This is a genomic window from Salinivirga sp. (assembly GCF_035268865.1).
Classification (GTDB): Bacteria; Bacteroidota; Bacteroidia; order Bacteroidales; family Salinivirgaceae; genus Salinivirga.
In genome coordinates this window covers 1-18914 of sequence record NZ_DATFKB010000224.1, presented here as the reverse complement: position 1 = coordinate 18914, position 18914 = coordinate 1, and the positions used below count along the sequence as shown (strand labels likewise).

Below are 18914 nucleotides of genomic sequence, written 5' to 3'. Positions count from 1 at the left end.
AGTTTTGAAAAAATATATTACAAATGCATTAAAATTCCTGGTCTTTATTAGTCTGGGAATTTTTATTTTTTGGAAAGTATACCAGGATCAGGATTGGAAAGAGATACTCGAAGCCTTACATGAAGTTAATTTTTTATGGGTCTATGTAAGTATCTTCCTCGGAATTATAAGTCACCTTGCACGGTCTGCCAGGTGGGTATTGCTTGCAGACTCTCTGGGCTACAAACCATCGCACTACAATTCTTTTTTTGCAGTAATGATAGGGTACTTCGCCAATCTGGCATTTCCCAGGATGGGAGAAGTTACAAGAGGAGCCATTATAAAACAATACGAAAAAATCCCCCTCAGTACAGCCTTTGGCACCATCATTACAGAGCGCATTATTGACTTAATTATGCTTGTAGGAATTACTGGCCTGGCCATACTTTTGCAATTTGATGTTTTTCAGAAATTTGTGCTCGAAAACCCGGCTGTATCAGAAAACATACAAAGCATTCTGGAATCCGGCTGGGTCATTGGTATCGCTGCTTTCCTTGGACTTGGAGCTGTTGTAATTTATTTCCTTTTCAGGCAAAAATTTGAACACATCAAAATAATCAGCAAAATAAACGAGAAAGTTAATACACTCAAAGATGGCCTGCTCAGTATAAAAGATGTAAAAAACAAGTTGCTCTTTATTCTTTTTACTTTCACCATTTGGATTGCTTATTACGGCATGTTGTATGTTTGCTTTTTCAGTTTCCCGTTCATGGACGGTTATGGCCCTGTCGTCGCTCTCACTATTTTTGTGCTCGGCAGTTATGGCATGGTCGCTCCGGTGCAAGGGGGAATTGGGGCTTATCACTTTATGGTCATCTCCGGGCTGGTTATTTATGGGGTTGGAGGCGACGATGCAAAATTATTTGCATTGGTAGTATGGAGTGCCCAAACTTTAATGTTGATAGGAATGGGATTGATATCCTACATAAGTTTACCTTTTTATAACCGCTATAAAAAAAGAATCAATGAACCAGCTGGAAATCATAAATAAAAAAATCTATACCAGGGAAAGCATTCAGAGTCAACTCAATATTTGGCGCTTTAAAAATCAAAAAATTGTTTTCTCCAACGGTTGCTTCGATATTATTCATAAAGGGCACATCGAGTACCTTGCCAAAGCATCTGATTTAGGCGACAAACTAATAATTGGACTCAATACCGACCGCTCAGTAAGAGAAATAAAAGGCAGCAGCAGGCCACTGCAGGATGAGCACGCGAGACTTACCATAATAGCAGCATTAAAGTTTGTCGATGCTGTTATTTTATTCGATGAACCTACTCCTTACGAACTTATTAAAGCTGTACAGCCCGATTTTTTGGTCAAAGGAAATGATTACAAAGCTGAAGATGTAGTGGGTTACGATATTGTTAAAAACCGGGGAGGCGATGTATTAACTATAGAACTAACGCCCGGATACAGCACAAGCGCTATCATTGACAAAGCAATTAGTCAAAATTAAAGCTGAATTGACCAAAAAAAATTGTCTGGTCTTTTAAAATATTATAATTTTAGCCTGATTTAAAATCATTTAATCATGAGAAAGTTTTGGCCGGTTCTTATTATCACACTAATATTCTTTTCGAGTTGTGTCGATCGCAAAACCTCTTTCCTAATTGGGAAATGGGAAGAAGTCCCCAGAGTGGTCGAACCATCGCGATTCTATATCTGGACGTTCAAAGATGATAATAATTTCACTATTGAAACCTATGCGATAGACAGCACTGATGGCGAACCCATGGCTGTAAACGAAGGAGAATATAATCTCGATCGCAAGAGTATGGAATTCAGGCTGACACTTGAACTGCAACAGGATATGGGAGGCCACCCCATCAATGGAGAATGGTGGGTAGATGAACTTGACCGCACAATATTCAAGATGACCCGAGAGTCCGCTGATTCTGATGGGAACCCATTTGTTCGTTATGAATTTGTGAAACTATAATCCCACCTTGGCCAAAACCAAAACACAATACATTTGTCAGGCTTGCGGAGCATCATCACCCAAATGGCTGGGCAAATGCCCGCAATGCGCTGCCTGGAATAGCATGGAAGAGACGGTTATGCAAACTTCCAAAGCAGATAAAAGGCAGGCTGCCGTTAATTTTGACGACAATCAAACCAAACTTCATCAACTTAAAAAGGTACAACCTGATAGCTACTCCCGAATTCCTTCAAAAATTGGCGAACTGGACCGTGTACTCGGAGGCGGCATGATGCCAGGATCGGTAGTGCTTATCGGCGGAGAACCCGGTATCGGGAAATCTACCTTGCTCTTGCAACTTACCCTGGAAAACTCAGATAAAAAAATTGTATATGTGGCCGGCGAAGAGAGCACCGCACAAATTAAAGACAGAGCCGACCGCCTGGGGGAAATATCAGACAACTGCTTCATAAGCACAGAACTTATAGTTGAAAACCTTAACGAACAGCTAAAAAAAGAAAAACCAGCCCTTATCATTGTAGACTCCATACAAACCCTTCAAAGCCACAACCTGGAATCTATACCCGGTACAATAAGCCAAATACGCGAAACAGCCTACCAACTAATCAACATGGCCAAGTACCTTAATGTACCTCTTTTTTTGGTCGGGCACATTACCAAATCAGGCAACATAGCAGGCCCTAAAGTGCTCGAGCACATGGTAGACACCGTTCTTCAGTTTGAAGGTGAACATACCGGACAGCTACGTTTACTAAGAACAACAAAAAACCGCTTTGGCAGTACCGCTGAAATTGGTGTCTTCGAAATGCAGCAAAACGGACTGAGGGAAGTAAGCAACCCATCAGAAATACTTGTGCAACATTACGCCGAACAACTCACAGGCACGGCCGTAGCCGTTGTAAACGAGGGTATTAGACCGCTGATGGTCGAAGTACAGGCCCTTGTAAGCCCTGCCACTTATGGAACACCACAACGTACTGCAAACGGCTATAACCCAAAACGCCTTAATATGCTCCTTGCGGTTCTGGAAAAAAGAGCCGGCCTGAAACTCAGCACACGCGACGTATTTGTGAATATTGCCGGAGGCCTCAAAATTGCTGATACTGCCATTGATTTAGCTATGGCAGCAGCCATAATTTCATCCTACCTCGACCTTGAAATATCTCCACATACATGCTTTTCCGGCGAAATTGGCCTTGCGGGTGAAATTAGGCCTGTAAGCCGAATGGAACAGCGCATATCTGAAGCCCGCAGACTTGGCTATAAAAAAGTTTTTACCCGGTCCACCAATAAATCCGGCTCCAACCTCACCGATATCAGGCAACTCGTAAAGCAACTAAATTAACACCACCATTTTTTTACGATTTTTTCAAAACTTGCATCATATAAATGAAAAGACATTTATTGTGATATTTGTACTCCCCCGTTTTAAAAGATAGAGTCTTTTTATACTTGTGCAAAGACCTAATATCTGACTTAACTTCTCATACGGCGTTTTAAACCACACTTTTTGTAAAGCAAAAAACCATCAAACTTATTAATATTTCTATATGGTACCTTAAAAAAAACACTACTATGTTTTGCATAGTAGTATAAATAATCTATATTTGTTCCGAATTCTTAAATTTCGTTTATGCAAACCGTAATTGAAACCCACGACCTGACCTTTAACTTTAAAGGGAAGAAAAAAGCAGTGGACGAGTTAAGCCTTAAGGTACCCGAAGGAAGTATTTATGGTTTCCTTGGACCCAACGGAGCTGGTAAATCAACGACCATCAGAATGCTTTCCGGCCTGTTATTTCAGGCGCAGGGCACCATTGAATTATTTGGGAAAAATTTAAAAAAATCAAGAAAGGCAGCGCTCAAAAACAGTGCTTTTATGATTGAAGAACCCACTATTTACAAACACCTTACAGGAAAACAAAACCTTGAGCTGCTTTGCAAAGCCGGAGGATACAAAAAATCAAGAATAGATGAGGTACTGAGATGGGTCAACCTTTTCGAGGATCGTAACCGCAAAGCCGGCAATTATTCAATGGGGATGAAGCAACGTTTGGGAATTGCCGGAGCACTTCTGCCCGACCCTGAACTGTTTATTCTGGATGAACCTACCAACGGACTCGATCCACAGGGAATGTACGAAATTCGAGAGCTGATAGTAGAGTTAAATCGTGAACAGGGGAAAACAATTTTTATATCGAGCCATTTGCTTGGCGAAATTGAAAAAATGTGCACGCATGTAGGTATTATACATCATGGGAAGGGCATATTTGAAGGTACGATTGATGAATTGGCTACTATGACAAAAACAGCCAAAATATTCAGAATAGAAACAAGAGATGCCAAAAAGGCTATCGATACCCTAAAAAATAAATGGAAGGGAAAAGTTGTAGAAAAAACAATTGCTGAATTTCAACCTGATTCAAAAGCAAATCAACAAGAAATTATACAAACCCTCATTAAAGCGAATATTCCGTTATCCCAGGCTTATGAAGTAAAAAACAACCTCGAAGAATTATTCATGCAAGTCACCGAAAAATAGACCTGAATTATGATAAATTTAAAATCACTAAGCGGAGTAATATCTGCTGAATATATGAAAACAAAAAAAACATGGGCTTTTTGGCTGTCTGTGTTTGGAGGCATTCTTATTCCTGCAATCATGTTTCTTGTGGTTAGAAGCCACCCGGAAATTGTTTCGAACCGGATGAGCAATATGCCCTGGTACCTCTTTCTGAAATACAACTGGCAAAGTGTAGCATCTTTTTTATTGCCGCTGTATGTTGTTTTAGTTACCTCCTTAGTTGTACAAATTGAGCATAAAGCCAATGCATTTAAAAAAATGCTTACACTTCCCTACAGCCGGGCATCATTTTACGTATCGAAAATATTGGTAATATTATATTACGTTGCCCTTACACATATTATTTTCATATTTGCCATAGCTATTTTCGGTCTGCTACTTGGTGCATTGATACCTGAAACAATGTTTCTGTCCAAACCCATTCCGTGGGTAATGATGATCAGACAAATAACCAAATCATTTTTAGCAAGCCTGGGCATAGTAGCCATTCAGTATTTGTTGAGCATCCGATTCCGGAATTTTATTAAACCCATAGGATTTGGCTTTGCTGCCACTATTGCAGGAACCATTATGCAATTGGGATGGAAATACGTTGATTATTGGCCGTGGGCACTGCCTGCTAAGGTATCACCAAATATAATGCAGGGAGCCTCAAGTGAAATTTTCACCATGCATGAATGGATATCGATAGGCTACTTCATTCTTTTCATGAGTATTGGCATACTATATTTTTCGTACCGAAATATAAAATAACCCTTAAACCATGACCCGCCCCAATGTTGATGCGAATAATTGGAAAACCATGACACTTTACTAACCATAAAACCCACACCAAACCAATTATGGTACGTCGCATCTCCCGGGGCACTTAAACCTTTAATCTATGAAAATAGAAAATGCTAAAGCACAAATGCGGAAAGGGATTCTGGAGTATTGCATACTCAGCATACTCGAAAATCAGGATGCCTATGCCAGCGACATCATAAACCGACTCAAGGAGGCCGAGCTAATTGTCGTTGAAGGAACACTCTACCCACTGCTTACCAGGTTAAAAAATGCAGGGTTACTCAAATACCGCTGGGAGGAGTCAACACAAGGCCCCCCAAGAAAGTATTATGCGCTCACAGACGAAGGTGCCAGTTTTTTGCATGAACTGGACCACTCCTGGAATAATCTAATAGGAGCAGTAGAAAAAATTAAAAACCCGGAAAAACAATAACCCTAAAAAACCTTGAAAAATGAAAGAAACAACTACCATAAACATCAGCGGCATCATTTTTCACATTGATCAGGATGCCTTTGTTCGGCTGAAAAACTATTTCGCAGAGCTGAAAAAGCGCTTTGGAGACACTGCCGAAGGAAAAGAAATTATAAACGACATTGAACTACGTATTGCAGAAATTCTTCAGGAAAAAATCACCGACAAAAAGCAGGTCGTAAATGAAGAAGATATCGCACAAATTATTAAAATAATGGGTGCGCCTGAAGATATCGACGCCGATACAGAAGAAGAATTTGCAGAAGACCCCGTAACAGAAAATCGGCAACGCAGGCTATTCAGAGATCCGGACAATACGGTGCTGGGTGGAGTATGTTCAGGTATGGCGCATTATTTTGGCATTGATCCTGTACTAATGCGCGTACTAACCGTAATTGTTACAATTTTTTATGGTGTGGGCTTCTTAGTATACATCGTTTTGTGGGCTTTTATTCCAAAAGCAGAAACTACAGCACAAAAGCTTGAAATGAAAGGAGAACCCGTTACGGCCAACAACATAAAACGCACTATAAGAGAGAACTATGAAGATGTTAAGAATTCCGGGGCTTACAAAAAAGCGCGTGACGGTGTAAATCGTGGTGCATCGGCAGCTGGTGAAATCGTCTCGTTTATACTCAAAGCCATTGTAATAATTATTGGTATAGGCATGGTAACTGGTGCTGTTGTAAGCATTGTGGCTATAGTAAATCTTGCAATATTCCATTCACCTACAATTTATTTCCACGGCGAAGTACAGGGTATATTTTTCCCGGTACTTGAAGCTTTTTTCGAAAATGAACTCACACTTGTCATTTTCTTACTTTCATCCATTTTATTAGCACTAATTCCAATACTGGTAATTTTATTTCTAGGAGTTAAACTCGTATTTAATTTCAAAACCAACAATAAAGTTATTGGTCTTTCAGCACTGGGCATATGGTTAATATCTCTCGCTGCGGTAATATCAATAGGAATTTCACTGGGTTCGAGATATACCCATCCATCTGATGTGGAAGAAACCCATGTTCTTGAGGAGATAAATAGCGAGACAATATATATCAATCTCAATGAATTCGATCGTGACCTGCAGGAGTCATTTGGTTCAGTATACATTTCTGAAAACAAGCTAACCGGTACAAGTTATTTATACAACAGACCGGATTTCGATGTAAGGAAAAGCAGAAATGATAACATCGAGATAGAAATTACCAAAACAGCCCGGGGCCGAAGTCGGTATGACGCTCAAGAAGTGGCATCGGCAATAAAATACAATTATACGGTAAAAGACAGCATCTTATACATCGATCCATGGTACGAAACAGAACTTAAAAATGTAGGCAGAGTCGATGATTTGGACATAACATTATATTTGCCCGAAGGGAAAAAAATATATTTCGAACGGGAAATTTATCCTGTGGTTTACGATATTGAGAATGTAAAACACATTTCCGATTACGATATGATGGGAAAAACCTGGATAATGCAACCCGAAGGGCTAATTGAATATAAACCAGATTCAGTGAAGCGATAGTAAACAGCAATGTGGCTATGACTGCAACGAATGCAAAAAACATAAAAAAGTTACAATTCGGGTTGAATAAAACTTTGGAAAGCTGAGAATTATCTCTATCTTTGCAGCCCTGAATTACAATTATTAACTACAAACCCGAAGCATGATGTACGCGATTGTAGAGATTGCCGGTCAACAGTTCAAAGTTGAAAAAGACCAAAACATCTTTGTGCACCGTCTCGACGGTAGCGAAGGTGACAAGGTTGAATTCGACAAAGTACTATTAGTTGACGAAGACGGCCAGGTTAAAGTCGGAACACCTGTAGTAGAAGGCACAAAAGTTTCTGGCAAAATCCTTGAGCATATGAAAGGCGACAAGGTAAAAGTATTTAAAAAGAAACGACGTAAAGGTTATCAAAAGTTGAACGGACACCGTCAACTCTTTACGAAAGTTCAAATTGAAGGTATTAACCAATAAAAACTTTTCTCCATGGCACACAAAAAAGGAATGGGTAGTACCCGGAACGGCCGCGAGAGCGAAAGTAAGCGGTTAGGGGTAAAAATTTACGGCGGACAACACGCCAAAGCTGGTAATATTTTAGTACGCCAGCGCGGAACACAACACAATCCCGGCAATAATGTGGGTATGGGAAAAGACCACACATTATTTGCATTGATTGATGGTAAAGTTGAATTTAGAAAGAAACGAAACGACAGATCATACGTTTCAGTTATTCCTGCTGAATAAGTTCTAAAGATTTTCACTAAAATCTCCTGTAAATTACCAATAAACGGTAAATTTGCGGGAGATTTTTGTTTTGTATAACCCATAATCTAATATCTATGCTTTCAGTGCAGTTCATTAATGAAAACAAAGAACGCGTGATCGAAACGCTAAAAATTAAAAATTTCGATGGTGAAGAAATAATCAACGAAATTATTTCTATTGACCAATACAGAAAAGATACGCAAAAAAATCTCGATAACAGTAAAGCCCAAATGAATACCATTTCAAAAGAAATTGGACAACTGTTTAAAGCGGGAAAACGCGATGACGCTGAGGTCGCTAAACGCAAAACTGCCGACCTGAAGGAAGATATTAAAACAATGGAGGCCAAACTTAATGAAGTGCAGGAGCATTTGAATAAATTGCTCACCGAAGTCCCCAATGTACCACATATTTCTGTTCCGGCCGGAAAAAGCGAAGACGACAATGAACAAATTAAAGCAGGTGGGCAAACCATAAAACTCGAAGGTAAACCACTACCCCACTGGGACCTTGCAGAACGATATGATATCATCGATTTTAAAATGGGTAATAAAATTACAGGTGCCGGCTTTCCCGTATATAAAGGCAAAGGATCGCGCCTGCAGCGTGCTTTAATTAATTTTTTTCTTGACGAAGCACAAAAAGCCGGATTTAATGAAGTTTTACCACCATTTATGGTAAACGAAGACTCAGGCTTTGGAACCGGCCAGCTGCCCGATAAAGAAGGTCAAATGTACCATGTAACCGAAGACAACCTGTATTTAATCCCAACAGCTGAGGTGCCGGTTACCAATATTTTCCGCGACGAAATCGTTAAAGCTGAAGACTTTCCCATTAAGTATACAGCTTACACACCATGCTTCCGCCGTGAAGCTGGTAGCTATGGAAAAGATGTACGCGGACTAAACCGTTTACACCAATTCGACAAAGTAGAAATTGTGTGTGTGGAACATCCCGAACGTAGCTACGCTATGCTAGACGAAATGGTAGCTTACGTAGAAGGGTTGGTCAATAAGCTTGGTATGCAGTATCGAATTATGCGGCTATGCGGCGGAGATTTAAGCTTTACATCTGCACTGACCTACGATTTTGAAGTATATTCAGCAGCCCAGGAAAAATGGCTTGAGGTAAGTTCGGTATCAAACTTTGAATCATACCAGGCTAACCGCATGAAATTGCGTTTCCGAGAAGAAGGAGAGAAAAAGTCACAGCCGGCACACACGCTCAATGGAAGCGCCCTTGCCCTGCCACGCATTTTGGCCGCATTACTTGAAAATAACCAAACTACCGAAGGAATTAAAATACCAGAGGTTTTACAACCCTACACCGGTTTCGATATGATTAAATAATCAAACTTATAAATACAATAAAGCCCGGCATTTTATGAATACCGGGCTTTATATTTTTTTTAATATTAAAACTACTTTTCAAAAGGTTTAAGCAGCTCTTTTATTTTTTGTGTTTTCTCCTCTAAAAGCTCCTTGCTGGTGGCCTCTAAAAGCAGGCGCAAGTATGGTTCCGTATTTGAGGGCCGTATGTTAAACCACCAATCAGGATATTCGACACGGTAGCCGTCAAAATCGTAAAAAGCTGATGGCTCCGATTGATTAACAAAAAAGTCTTTCACCTCATCCATTGCTTCTTTTTTCTGTTCAATCTTAAAATTAATCTCTCCTGAGTTCTCAAAAGCCTTTATTTTATCTATTATTTGCGAGAATGTATATCCTTCAGCCTTTTTCTGCTTCAGTATACGCATAATAAGAATTGCGGCTAACATTCCACTATCGGAATAGAAGAAATCGCGGAAATAATAGTGCCCTGCCAATTCACCACCAAAAACACCATCAATCTCCCTAAGCTTCAGTGCAGCATAAGCGCGGCCTACACGCCACATATGCATTTCACCACCTAAATTTTCTATATAATTTTTTACTGCCTGCGATGTTCTGATATCTTGCAACACAGGTCCTTTTTGACCCTTTTCTTCTAAAAAGTAATGCCCCAGCAATGCAATCAGTAAATCAGGTGAAATAAATTCACCCTTTTCATCTACAAACATCACACGATCGCCATCGCCGTCGAAAATTACACCCGCATCAGCATTTTTGGCTTTAACCTCCTTTTTCAGATCGGCCACATTTTCCTGAATTAACGGATTCGGTTCATGATTTGGGAAGGCACCATCAATTTCTTCATAAATATAATGAGGTTGATCACCAAAAATATCTCTGGCAAAAAGCCCGGCCATACCATTTGAGCAATCAATAACCATATTTAAACCATCCCAATCGGGTACATAAGATTTCAAAAACTCAAGGTAAGGCGTCTTCAAATCAATATTTTTTATCGAACCACGTTCCCTGGTAATATGCACTTTTTCCTTCACCAATTGTTCCAGCTCCGACAATCCTGAATCATAACCCACCGGTAATGCATTGGTTCTTGAAATCTTCATTCCGTTATATTTGGCCGGATTATGTGATGCGGTAATCATTACAGATGCATCGAAATTGGCATGTGCAGTGCCGAAATAAATCATTGGAGTTGTTGCTAAACCAGCATCGTATGCATCGGCCCCGGCATCAATAATCCCTTTCATCAAATAGTTATGGATTTCAGGTGATGAAATCCGGGCATCTCTTCCAACAAGAACTTTATCGGTTTTCAGTAATTGCGGCAGGTAAAAACCAATTTTATATGCATTTACCCGATCAAAATCTTTGTTATAAACGCCTCTTATGTCGTAAGCTTTAAATCCTTTCATAAATAAATAATTTTTTATTTGTGGAAGGGTAAAAATAGCAAAATATAAAAGCCTAAAAATACTAAATTTGAAAAAAAGATGATAGAAAAAGAAAAATGTGCTTTCAACCTCACTAATATTTTAATTTATTGAAAAAAACATTAGTTTTGTTTTCTAAAGCAATGTTACTGCATATATGTGCAAAAAAATATTTCGTTTTGTAATTATTTTTATGCTCATAGCCCCATTCGGCTATAGTGGAAATATTGTACTTACAGGAGTCTATCAGGGTAAAAACCTTTATGTTATGAACCCCTTTACCGGAAGTGGTGTAGGTTTCTGTGTATCAAAAGTAACCGTAAACGATCAGGTTACCACCGATGAAATCAACAGCAGCGCTTTTGAAATTGATTTGGAAGTATTTGAGTTTAATATCGGCGACAAGGTTGTTGTAAATATTGAACATAAAGAGAATTGCACACCCAAGGTACTTAATCCCGAAGTTCTAAAACCCCGTAGCACATTTGACATTCGTTCAATGCGCGTGGATCGCAATACCCAGGAACTGGAATGGACAACCACAAATGAGCAGGGTGCGCTGCCATTTTATGTAGAACAGTTCAGATGGAACAAATGGGTGCGCCTTGGGAAGGTTGAAGGCAAAGGCAAACCCGGACAAAATAAATATAGTTTTAAGGTTATTGCACATTCCGGATTGAACAAATACCGGGTGCGTCAGCGCGATTTTACCGGTAAAGACAACATTTCCAGACCCACCCCCTTTCGATCGCAAAAAGAGCCTGTAACCTACGAGCCCAGACGCCCGGATGACAAAATTACATTTTCAGCCCAAACCCTGTTTGAAATCTATGATATGTACGGGGTGCTGAAAAGAAAAGGCTATGGTAAAACCATAGATGTTAAAGACCTCCCAAAAGGTGAATATTTCCTCAACTACGACGCACAAACCGAGGTAATCAAAATCAAATAATAACTTTATTTCTTAAAAAATCGTGGTGAGATCAACCTCCTGAGGTTTATGTAACCCTCCCAATCCTGCTGAGCGTGCTGCCTCTACGTTCTGCAAACTATCATCAATAAAAACCGATTCAGCCGGGTTAATACCTGTCTCTTTTATTACCTGATTAAAAATACGAATATCGGGCTTGCGCATGCCCATTTCAAATGATAGAAACATTCTGTCAAACAAAGCAGACAGGTCTGAATACCCATACTTATCTTTCAGCAATTGATTATAATGCACAAAATGTATATGACAGGTATTGCTTAATAAAAATATGTTATGGGTCTTTTTAAGAGATTCTAGCAAACGCAGGCGCTCCTGTGTATAATCAAGCAGCAGGGCATTAAAGGCACGATCAAAGGCCTCATCAGCAAGGGTAATATCCAGCCGCTCGTTTAATGCACTTCTGAACTGTGCATCATTTATTTCGCCCTTTTCATAATCCATCAGAAGCGTACCATTCACAATTTTATTGTAAAGCTGCTGCCCATTAGGCGAGTGGGCTTTATAAACATGTTTGGCAAAAGCTTCAACAGCTTTTTCGGGATCAATGTCGATTATTACACCACCCAAATCGAAAATTATGTTTTTATAAGATCTTATATCCATGTGCGTAAATTAATTGGCTGGTAAAGCTAATAAAAACATTGAATCGGTCATGAAAAAAAATTGCACATCTCGTAATATTTATGTAATATTGCAATCCGATTTACGGGAGCAAAATCCTGTCTAAATTCTGGTCTGCGGCTAAATTAAAAGCTAAAAGATCTCAGAAAAACAAAAGAAGATCTTTAAAATATTATTGGGCCTATAGCTCAGTTGGTCCCGATTTTACAAAAAGCTCTGCTTTTTTTAGTAAAATCGTGGATCCTCGAAACAGAGCAAAATTGAAAATTTTGATTGTTTCGGGATTAGAGTACCCACGTTTGCAACGGGATAGGTAAAGAAGTTCTTTAAATATTATTGGGCCTATAGCTCAGTTGGTTAGAGCACCTGACTCATAATCAGGTGGTCCCTGGTTCGAGCCCGGGTGGGCCCACAAAGGTCGTCAATTAATTTTGACGGCCTTTTTTTTATGCCCGGTGGTCCCTGGTGCCGTAAAACCAGAAATCTGCGATTTCTTCGTTTTACGTGCATCCGCGTAAACCTATATAAAAACCATAGGTTTTTAGGTTTACGGGATTCGAGCCCGGGTGGGCCCACAATTGGAAGGAGATACTGAAAAGTGTCTCCTTTTTTTTATTTGCAAAACTCGGGCGAGAAGTTTATCCCGATGAAATCGGGAAGCCCGGGTGGGCCCTGTTGAAAATCATAGCCTTACAAGATTCGTTTTGTAAGGCTTTTTCAATTATACAAACAAATTGGGAGATAATTGGAAAAAATTATGCTACTAAAATAGCCTGTCAGCATAAATTATTTTTGAATTCCTTAGCAATCAATACCTCATTCTTATGAAACTCTTTTACTCGATTCTGGCACACCCATCGAAACAGTGAGTAAGCTTCTCGGACATGAGAATGTAAAAACCACGATGATTTATGCCATAGTATTGCCTGAAAATAAGATCAATGCGTTTGAAAAACTGGAAAAATATTGTGAGAAAATTACCGGATGAACTATCTTCAAAGAAATACCCACAGGGATGAATCATTTTAAGGTTCTTTTCTCTGTGGGTGTTTTGGTTTTTGGGCATTCTTAATTATCAGCTCTGTTTGATTTTTATCTTTTCCTTTTTGGAAATTACGGGAAAGGCATTAAAAAATGATAGCCAAGCAATTAAGTGTGCCTTTTTTTAATTTCTTTTTTTTCTGCCATTTACATTTGCAATGCGGAGGGGTGCATTTCGGCATTCCACCGCTCCGCAAAGCCGTCCTTTGTGGGCTTAGTTTGTGTATGAAAATTTCTTATTTTTGTATTAACGATTCTACAGATTCGTTGACCGATAATCCGATGGCATTTTATGTTGTCGGATTATTCTTTTTTATTCAAACTCAATTTTATCTAAGTCTTTCATTAACCAATCGGTTTCAGTTAGTGCCACTGTAATTATCCTGAGTTAAGTTATTAGCCTGGCAGCTAAATCAAGATGTTCGAGATCAAATACAACAATTGCTAATTCTGGTGGTTCTATAGCTGCTGAGAACATCAATGTTTTATCTATTTCATCTTTCCAGCTACCTGTTATTCGGGAAGATTCGTGAATATGCCCATGCAGGGTTAGCAATGGTTGTTTCTCTTTAATAAATCGTTGAATGGCGATACTGCCCACATGTACATCCGCTGGCACATGATCAATGAACACATCATCTAATGCAGCTCTATCAAGGTTTGATTTATAGGGAGGTGAGTGAAATAAAAACACGGCCTTATCCAGCTTGTCTTCACCTACCAGTAAAGCCAGGTCTTTGGCAATAGTTGCAAATTTTATGTCTTCCGTTTCGTTTACTGATCTTGCTCCTTCTGTAGGACCCACACACCCCGGATCGACATATCGTGACACATCGTATCTTTCCCAGTCTTTTAATAAAAAAGGCGTTGGTGGAACATTTGCATAACCGTAAAAAGCATATCCATTAAAAACAGTCTTTTTGTTATGAAGATATTCCCAAATACCAAACTTTTCGCCCTTCAAAAGTTTTTCTTCTTCTTCTTTTGGGTCATCATTGCCAAAAATTATATACATTTTAGGATAATACTTTTTAAGTTCTATTTTAAGCTCTTTAAATTTTGGAATTAAATAATCGAGAATAAAATCATCATACTCATTCTTTATTAAAGAATTAAAATTTGGTAAAATATCTCCTCCAACAAATAATAATGCTGGTCGCTCTATCTTGATACGCTCTATCAATTTTTCATATCTATCTATTTTTCCATGCAAATCCGAAACAAAAAAACATTTCATAAACTATTCATTTTTCTTTAGTAAGCGGGCAGGATTATGGATGTTTCCAATCAATACAGCAAAGCTTGTTTTATTCTTAATATCATCGTCTGTAATTATATGCAAATCAATAAGACCATTTTCATCCTCATATCCTGTTTTCTCATAATTATGCTCATTTAAAGCAAAACTCCATCCTTTTATCCATGCTTTTAATAGTTTTTCTTGCAATTCATCCCCCGTGAAATGAACCAAAAGATCAATATCACTTGCAGGACCGGCAGTAGCTTCTTTTGTGCTACCTATAAGATAAATAGCACGAATTCCGTAATATTCAAAATCAGTAGTGTCGACTATTTTTTGTGCCATTTTAAAGCGCCACCTCCAAAATTCATCTTTGTTATTATCAAGTAAGTTTCGCTTACCTTTACTTTCAACTTCTTCTGATAATAGATCTATGGTTTTCTCTAATTTATCGTAAAAAATAAATTGGCTAATTTGATTTGCTATAGTATTTAAAAGTTTCTTTTCTTCGGGTAAAAACGCATTATTTCTGTTTGATAAATTTTTATAGAAAACGATAATTCTTCCTTTAAGACTATTATCAACGATTAACTCTGCAGATTGATTTGTATCTGTTTCTTCAGATTCTTTAAAAAAATATTTTTTATCCTCATAACAAATAACTGCATGACAAGATTCAGGAAATTGCCACCCATGTGGGATGACTCGAACAATTTCGTTAAATGCTTCAGTGTAGTTCGTCTTATTTTGTTTTAATATGTTTTCTACTTCATATAGGCATTGTAACTCTTTTGCTCTTTCCTGTAGTGGTTTTATTGATTGTAAATCCATGTATATCAAATATAAATAATTGGTTTTAATGATAAATATAATTCGATTTCCTGAGAATTTCACATAACCCGGAAAGTTCATTATTCCTGGATTAACGATTCTACGAATGCATTGACCGATAATCCGATTGCATTTTTATGTTATCGCATTATGTGTTTATAGTTAATTACACAAAAGAACCCTCGCAATTATCAATTAATCATTTTAGTGTTCTTTTTTTTCAAACAGGAGATTTTGCTCTGACAGATCGTTGTAGGCTTCCTGGATTATATGAAGTATTTTGCCGGCCTTATCTATTATAATATAAAGTATTCGGAAAACAATGAACCAGCTTTTTTTAGATTAAACAACAAAAGGATTAACTTCAATTCATCTTAATTTAGATTCATCAGTTACCTGGTTGTGTTTTATTATTTTCATTTTCTGATAATTGAAATAAAGTTATCATCATATAAAAAAAGAAAATGCAGACAAATTATGCCTTAATAACAGACTACACCGCGCCCCGGGTGGGCCCACAAGGTCGTCAATTCATTTTGACGGCCTTTTTTTATGCCCGGTGGTCCCTGGTGCCGTAAAACCAGAAATCTGCGTTTTCATCTTTTTTCGTGCATCCGCCTAAACCTAAATAAAAACCATAGGTTTTAAGGTTTACGGGATTCGAGCCCGGCTGGGCGCACAATTATAGATCAAACCCTTACAGCAATTAAGTTGTAAGGGTTTTTTCTTTGGGTAACACAAAAGTACACGCTTGCACATTAATACACATCCCTCTTACCTAAAAGTAATAACTTTCCTATATTTTGGTGATTGATTTTGAATATCTATAACAATTAAGCTAACTTAGTTTAAAATGTGTTACAGAAATTTCATTAAATCAATGTAAAGCATGACAAACCAAGAAATCTTAAACTCAGACGAACTATCTCTTCCAAAAATTAGGACAAATGACAATTTTGTTGAATTCGCCACAACTGTTATAAATGATTATTTGAACATCATTAAACAATTTGATAGAGAAGAAAATATATTTATTGAGAAGAATTGGAATTCAATAGATTTCTTGTGCGGTAAGCTTGTAAAGTCAATTGAAGAATACTATAATGGATATATTTCAAAATCATTTGATTTGTTCTCGCAAGGGATTGAAGAGATTAAAAAGTTTCTCTGGATACCAAAGGAAGATGGAGCCAAGCATATGGGAATAATCAACCTTTATAAAATTAGGCCTAATAAGAACTCTCTAAAAATAAATGCAGCTGGTATGTTTCACATACCCTTCCATCAAAGAGAAATGTCCAAATCTTATAGATTTAGTATTCCAGGGTTTCCATGTTTATATTTAGGTGATTCAATATATACTTGTTGGGAAGAATTAACTCGTATTAGAAAAGGTTTTTCTGTTTCAAGATTTGAAATTCAAGATTCTCTTCTAAATATTGTAGATATTTCAATTCTATCTAAGCATATGGGAAATTTTTACATAGAATTACAAGAGGCAAATCTGCAAAATAAAACCTCCCAAATAATAAACAACCATATCGTCTCCTGGCCCCTTAAAGCCTTATGCTATATTAAAACTAAAACCCATTTCGAGTTTAAGCCTGAATACATTATACCACAACATCTTATGCAATGGGTTAGATTAAATAATGAGCATATAGATGGTATTAAGTACAATTCAACGAAAATTGAAAACTCTTTTTTTAACTCATTTGAAGACCATATTAATTATGCTTTTCCTGTTAAAAATATTTCTGATAAAGGGCTTTGTTCAGATCTTAAATCCAAAATAAAAGTAACAGAACCAATTCATTTTAATAACAAAATTGACCTCAGAAAGAAGTTAAAGGTTCGTCAGTGTTCAAAAGATCATATTATTAACTATTCAATGCAATGCAGTAAAAGAATATTAATGGTTGGTAAATCAAAAACAGTGTATTGGAATTCAATATTTGGAGAACTGGAAGAACAACTTATCAAAAAAACAGCGAAAAAATTAGAATAACTTTCTATTGGATTTATATTAATGTGAAAACAATGATTAAATCCCTCAAAGCATTCAAGTTAATCCATCAAACTTAATTTTTAGTTGGTTTAATTGCTTAAAGCTGATAATTCCTTCATGCTGCAATTGCCCCACAATTATTCCCGGATGTGTGTCATACTTTTTAGCGAAATCGAAAATAACGGCTTCTGTTATTGGACTGATTCTGCTGATAAATCGTAATGCATTAGGTGGAAAAAGCATTTTTTGGGCATACTGATCGGCTTCTTTTTCTTTCTCTGTATCACTCGGCGTACCTTTCACATTCTCCAAAAACACAGCACGTTTTCCATGTTTTAATATATGCGCGGCTTCATGAAAAAAGGCAAACCAAAATTGATCGTTGGTTTTATATCGCCCAGATAGTTGAATAATTGGATTGCCACCCTTCCACCATGTGGCTCCGCTAATGGGTGCTTTGGGTAATCCTTTGGTATATAAAACAGCTACACCTGCAGATGCGCAGTTGTTTTGTAATTGTTGTGCGAAATCATCCGGTTGTTCTTTTACGATCAACTTTACCTCTTCCAACACCTTCTTAAACAAGGTTTCATCATAGGAAGGGAGATTCATCTCCTTGCTTTTTAGCTCTCCCATCCTGAGCCATACAGATAAAGCATGTGGGCTTTGTGTGTGTGCCAATGAAATTTTGAATGCTGCTGAAACTTCTTCATTTAGGTATATTTCTTCCCAGGCCTTTGGAGAGCCAACTGAAAAAAATTGTAACACTTCCGTATACAACATCGCATAATCCCTTGTGTCAGATAATATTTCTATTTTTTTCATTTTGCTCAAAGGGAACTTTTTTACCCATTCTTTATTCCTTTCAGCTTTTTCGAGTTCCTCAACCCGCATAAGTTCTTCTCTGTAATCGTTTTCACGGTTCATCCAAAAACTTACCGGAATACTCAGAACACGTTCAAGTTTTAATGCATTTTTCCGGGTTAAAGGTTCCCGACCTTTAATCAGGTCATTTAACTTCTCTTTCGGATAAGCCATTCTTTCTGCCAACTCAGCCTGCGACATTCTAATTGTCTCAAGTGTTTCCTGTATCGTATCGCCTGGTGGTGATAGTAATTCTTTTTCGATACGTATATCATTGCCCATGTTTACTGATTTTAATTGTTTCCTGTTTTGATGCTAATGATAGTCCTCCTTTTTTAACATCTCAATAGCCGTAATTTTTACCGTATCAATGCTATTGTCATCTTTTAACGGTACCGGATCATGATTTGGCTCAAATATTAGTCTATAGTTT

Annotated in this window: 19 protein-coding genes and 1 tRNA gene; 15 read left to right on the top strand and 5 right to left on the bottom strand. The window is 37.8% G+C overall.

What is annotated here, in order from left to right; genetic code table 11:
• Window positions 1–4: 4 nt before the first annotated feature.
• From VJ937_RS13355 to serS, 11 genes are all read left to right on the top strand, one after another.
• On the top strand, window positions 5–1030 hold the full coding sequence (locus tag VJ937_RS13355; protein WP_324067852.1) for a lysylphosphatidylglycerol synthase transmembrane domain-containing protein: 1026 nt from the start codon (window positions 5–7) through the stop codon (window positions 1028–1030).
• Window positions 1005–1499 carry a D-glycero-beta-D-manno-heptose 1-phosphate adenylyltransferase gene (rfaE2, locus tag VJ937_RS13350; RefSeq protein ID WP_324067851.1) on the top strand — a complete coding sequence of 165 codons (495 nt, stop codon included), beginning with the start codon at window positions 1005–1007 and terminating at the stop codon, window positions 1497–1499. The genes VJ937_RS13355 and rfaE2 overlap by 26 nt, the downstream gene beginning before the upstream one ends.
• 75 nt (window positions 1500–1574) lie before the next feature.
• Window positions 1575–1982, top strand: a complete 408-nt coding sequence (locus VJ937_RS13345; RefSeq protein WP_324067849.1) for a hypothetical protein — start codon at window positions 1575–1577, stop codon at window positions 1980–1982.
• A 7-nt stretch (window positions 1983–1989) separates the two neighbouring features.
• Window positions 1990–3327 (top strand): DNA repair protein RadA, encoded by a 1338-nt coding sequence (gene radA / locus VJ937_RS13340; protein WP_324067847.1) that lies wholly within the window; start codon window positions 1990–1992, stop codon window positions 3325–3327.
• Window positions 3328–3615: 288 nt separating this feature from the next.
• Window positions 3616–4524, top strand: a complete 909-nt coding sequence (locus VJ937_RS13335) for an ABC transporter ATP-binding protein (protein ID WP_324067845.1) — start codon at window positions 3616–3618, stop codon at window positions 4522–4524.
• Window positions 4525–4533: 9 nt separating this feature from the next.
• Window positions 4534–5319 carry an ABC transporter permease gene (locus VJ937_RS13330; RefSeq protein WP_324067843.1) on the top strand — a complete coding sequence of 262 codons (786 nt, stop codon included), beginning with the start codon at window positions 4534–4536 and terminating at the stop codon, window positions 5317–5319.
• Between the two features lie 130 nt (window positions 5320–5449).
• A complete protein-coding gene (locus tag VJ937_RS13325; protein ID WP_324067842.1) occupies window positions 5450–5785 on the top strand; it encodes a PadR family transcriptional regulator in 336 nt (111 codons plus the stop codon).
• Window positions 5786–5804: 19 nt separating this feature from the next.
• The gene (locus tag VJ937_RS13320; RefSeq protein ID WP_324067841.1) at window positions 5805–7355 is read left to right on the top strand and encodes a PspC domain-containing protein; all 1551 of its coding nucleotides are present in this window, start codon (window positions 5805–5807) and stop codon (window positions 7353–7355) included.
• A 145-nt stretch (window positions 7356–7500) separates the two neighbouring features.
• The gene (rplU, locus tag VJ937_RS13315; RefSeq protein WP_324067872.1) at window positions 7501–7812 is read left to right on the top strand and encodes a 50S ribosomal protein L21; all 312 of its coding nucleotides are present in this window, start codon (window positions 7501–7503) and stop codon (window positions 7810–7812) included.
• A 12-nt stretch (window positions 7813–7824) separates the two neighbouring features.
• Window positions 7825–8082, top strand: a complete 258-nt coding sequence (gene rpmA / locus VJ937_RS13310) for a 50S ribosomal protein L27 (RefSeq protein ID WP_324067840.1) — start codon at window positions 7825–7827, stop codon at window positions 8080–8082.
• A 95-nt stretch (window positions 8083–8177) separates the two neighbouring features.
• On the top strand, window positions 8178–9452 hold the full coding sequence (serS, locus tag VJ937_RS13305) for a serine--tRNA ligase (protein WP_324067839.1): 1275 nt from the start codon (window positions 8178–8180) through the stop codon (window positions 9450–9452).
• 71 nt (window positions 9453–9523) lie between these two features.
• Here the strand turns inward: serS and VJ937_RS13300 are convergent, their stop codons facing one another.
• A complete protein-coding gene (locus tag VJ937_RS13300) occupies window positions 9524–10867 on the bottom strand; it encodes a phosphomannomutase/phosphoglucomutase (RefSeq protein ID WP_324067838.1) in 1344 nt (447 codons plus the stop codon).
• A gap of 175 nt (window positions 10868–11042) precedes the next feature.
• On the opposite strand from VJ937_RS13300, the gene VJ937_RS13295 reads away from it, so the two are divergent.
• On the top strand, window positions 11043–11837 hold the full coding sequence (locus tag VJ937_RS13295) for a hypothetical protein (RefSeq protein ID WP_057953399.1): 795 nt from the start codon (window positions 11043–11045) through the stop codon (window positions 11835–11837).
• A 12-nt stretch (window positions 11838–11849) separates the two neighbouring features.
• Here VJ937_RS13295 and VJ937_RS13290 read toward each other — a convergent pair whose 3' ends face one another.
• A complete protein-coding gene (locus tag VJ937_RS13290; protein ID WP_324067837.1) occupies window positions 11850–12479 on the bottom strand; it encodes an HAD family phosphatase in 630 nt (209 codons plus the stop codon).
• Between the two features lie 356 nt (window positions 12480–12835).
• On the opposite strand from VJ937_RS13290, the gene VJ937_RS13285 reads away from it, so the two are divergent.
• Both VJ937_RS13285 and VJ937_RS13280 read left to right on the top strand, forming a co-directional pair.
• Window positions 12836–12909: transfer RNA gene (locus VJ937_RS13285), tRNA-Ile, on the top strand.
• Window positions 12910–13308: 399 nt separating this feature from the next.
• Entirely contained in the window at window positions 13309–13485 is a 177-nt protein-coding gene (locus VJ937_RS13280) for a tyrosine-type recombinase/integrase (RefSeq protein ID WP_324067870.1), read from the top strand.
• 441 nt (window positions 13486–13926) lie between these two features.
• On the opposite strand, the gene VJ937_RS13275 is transcribed toward VJ937_RS13280, so the two are convergent.
• Together VJ937_RS13275 and VJ937_RS13270 are read right to left on the bottom strand one after the other, a co-directional pair.
• The gene (locus tag VJ937_RS13275) at window positions 13927–14775 is read right to left on the bottom strand and encodes a metallophosphoesterase family protein (protein WP_324067836.1); all 849 of its coding nucleotides are present in this window, start codon (window positions 14773–14775) and stop codon (window positions 13927–13929) included.
• Window positions 14776–14778: 3 nt separating this feature from the next.
• Entirely contained in the window at window positions 14779–15609 is an 831-nt protein-coding gene (locus VJ937_RS13270) for a nucleotidyltransferase domain-containing protein (RefSeq protein WP_324067835.1), read from the bottom strand.
• A gap of 889 nt (window positions 15610–16498) precedes the next feature.
• Here VJ937_RS13270 and VJ937_RS13265 point away from each other — a divergent pair.
• Entirely contained in the window at window positions 16499–17617 is a 1119-nt protein-coding gene (locus VJ937_RS13265) for a hypothetical protein (protein WP_324067834.1), read from the top strand.
• 54 nt (window positions 17618–17671) lie between these two features.
• Here VJ937_RS13265 and VJ937_RS13260 read toward each other — a convergent pair whose 3' ends face one another.
• Complete coding sequence (locus VJ937_RS13260) at window positions 17672–18763, bottom strand: ImmA/IrrE family metallo-endopeptidase (RefSeq protein WP_324067833.1); 1092 nt, start codon at window positions 18761–18763, stop codon at window positions 17672–17674.
• Window positions 18764–18914 lie beyond the last annotated feature (151 nt).

Bases quoted from the DNA above. Each gene is read 5' to 3' on its own strand.
- VJ937_RS13345 (WP_324067849.1), top strand. From the start codon at position 1,575: ATGAGAAAGTTTTGGCCGGTTCTTATTATCACACTAATATTCTTTTCG.
- rplU (WP_324067872.1), top strand. From the start codon at position 7,501: ATGTACGCGATTGTAGAGATTGCCGGTCAACAGTTCAAAGTTGAAAAA.
- VJ937_RS13325 (WP_324067842.1), top strand. From the start codon at position 5,450: ATGAAAATAGAAAATGCTAAAGCACAAATGCGGAAAGGGATTCTGGAG.
- VJ937_RS13275 (WP_324067836.1), bottom strand. From the start codon at position 14,775: ATGAAATGTTTTTTTGTTTCGGATTTGCATGGAAAAATAGATAGATAT.
- serS (WP_324067839.1), top strand. From the start codon at position 8,178: ATGCTTTCAGTGCAGTTCATTAATGAAAACAAAGAACGCGTGATCGAA.
- VJ937_RS13320 (WP_324067841.1), top strand. From the start codon at position 5,805: ATGAAAGAAACAACTACCATAAACATCAGCGGCATCATTTTTCACATT.
- VJ937_RS13295 (WP_057953399.1), top strand. From the start codon at position 11,043: ATGTGCAAAAAAATATTTCGTTTTGTAATTATTTTTATGCTCATAGCC.
- VJ937_RS13265 (WP_324067834.1), top strand. From the start codon at position 16,499: ATGACAAACCAAGAAATCTTAAACTCAGACGAACTATCTCTTCCAAAA.
- rfaE2 (WP_324067851.1), top strand. From the start codon at position 1,005: ATGAACCAGCTGGAAATCATAAATAAAAAAATCTATACCAGGGAAAGC.
- rpmA (WP_324067840.1), top strand. From the start codon at position 7,825: ATGGCACACAAAAAAGGAATGGGTAGTACCCGGAACGGCCGCGAGAGC.
- VJ937_RS13330 (WP_324067843.1), top strand. From the start codon at position 4,534: ATGATAAATTTAAAATCACTAAGCGGAGTAATATCTGCTGAATATATG.
- VJ937_RS13270 (WP_324067835.1), bottom strand. From the start codon at position 15,609: ATGGATTTACAATCAATAAAACCACTACAGGAAAGAGCAAAAGAGTTA.
- VJ937_RS13300 (WP_324067838.1), bottom strand. From the start codon at position 10,867: ATGAAAGGATTTAAAGCTTACGACATAAGAGGCGTTTATAACAAAGAT.
- VJ937_RS13290 (WP_324067837.1), bottom strand. From the start codon at position 12,479: ATGGATATAAGATCTTATAAAAACATAATTTTCGATTTGGGTGGTGTA.
- VJ937_RS13335 (WP_324067845.1), top strand. From the start codon at position 3,616: ATGCAAACCGTAATTGAAACCCACGACCTGACCTTTAACTTTAAAGGG.
- VJ937_RS13260 (WP_324067833.1), bottom strand. From the start codon at position 18,763: ATGGGCAATGATATACGTATCGAAAAAGAATTACTATCACCACCAGGC.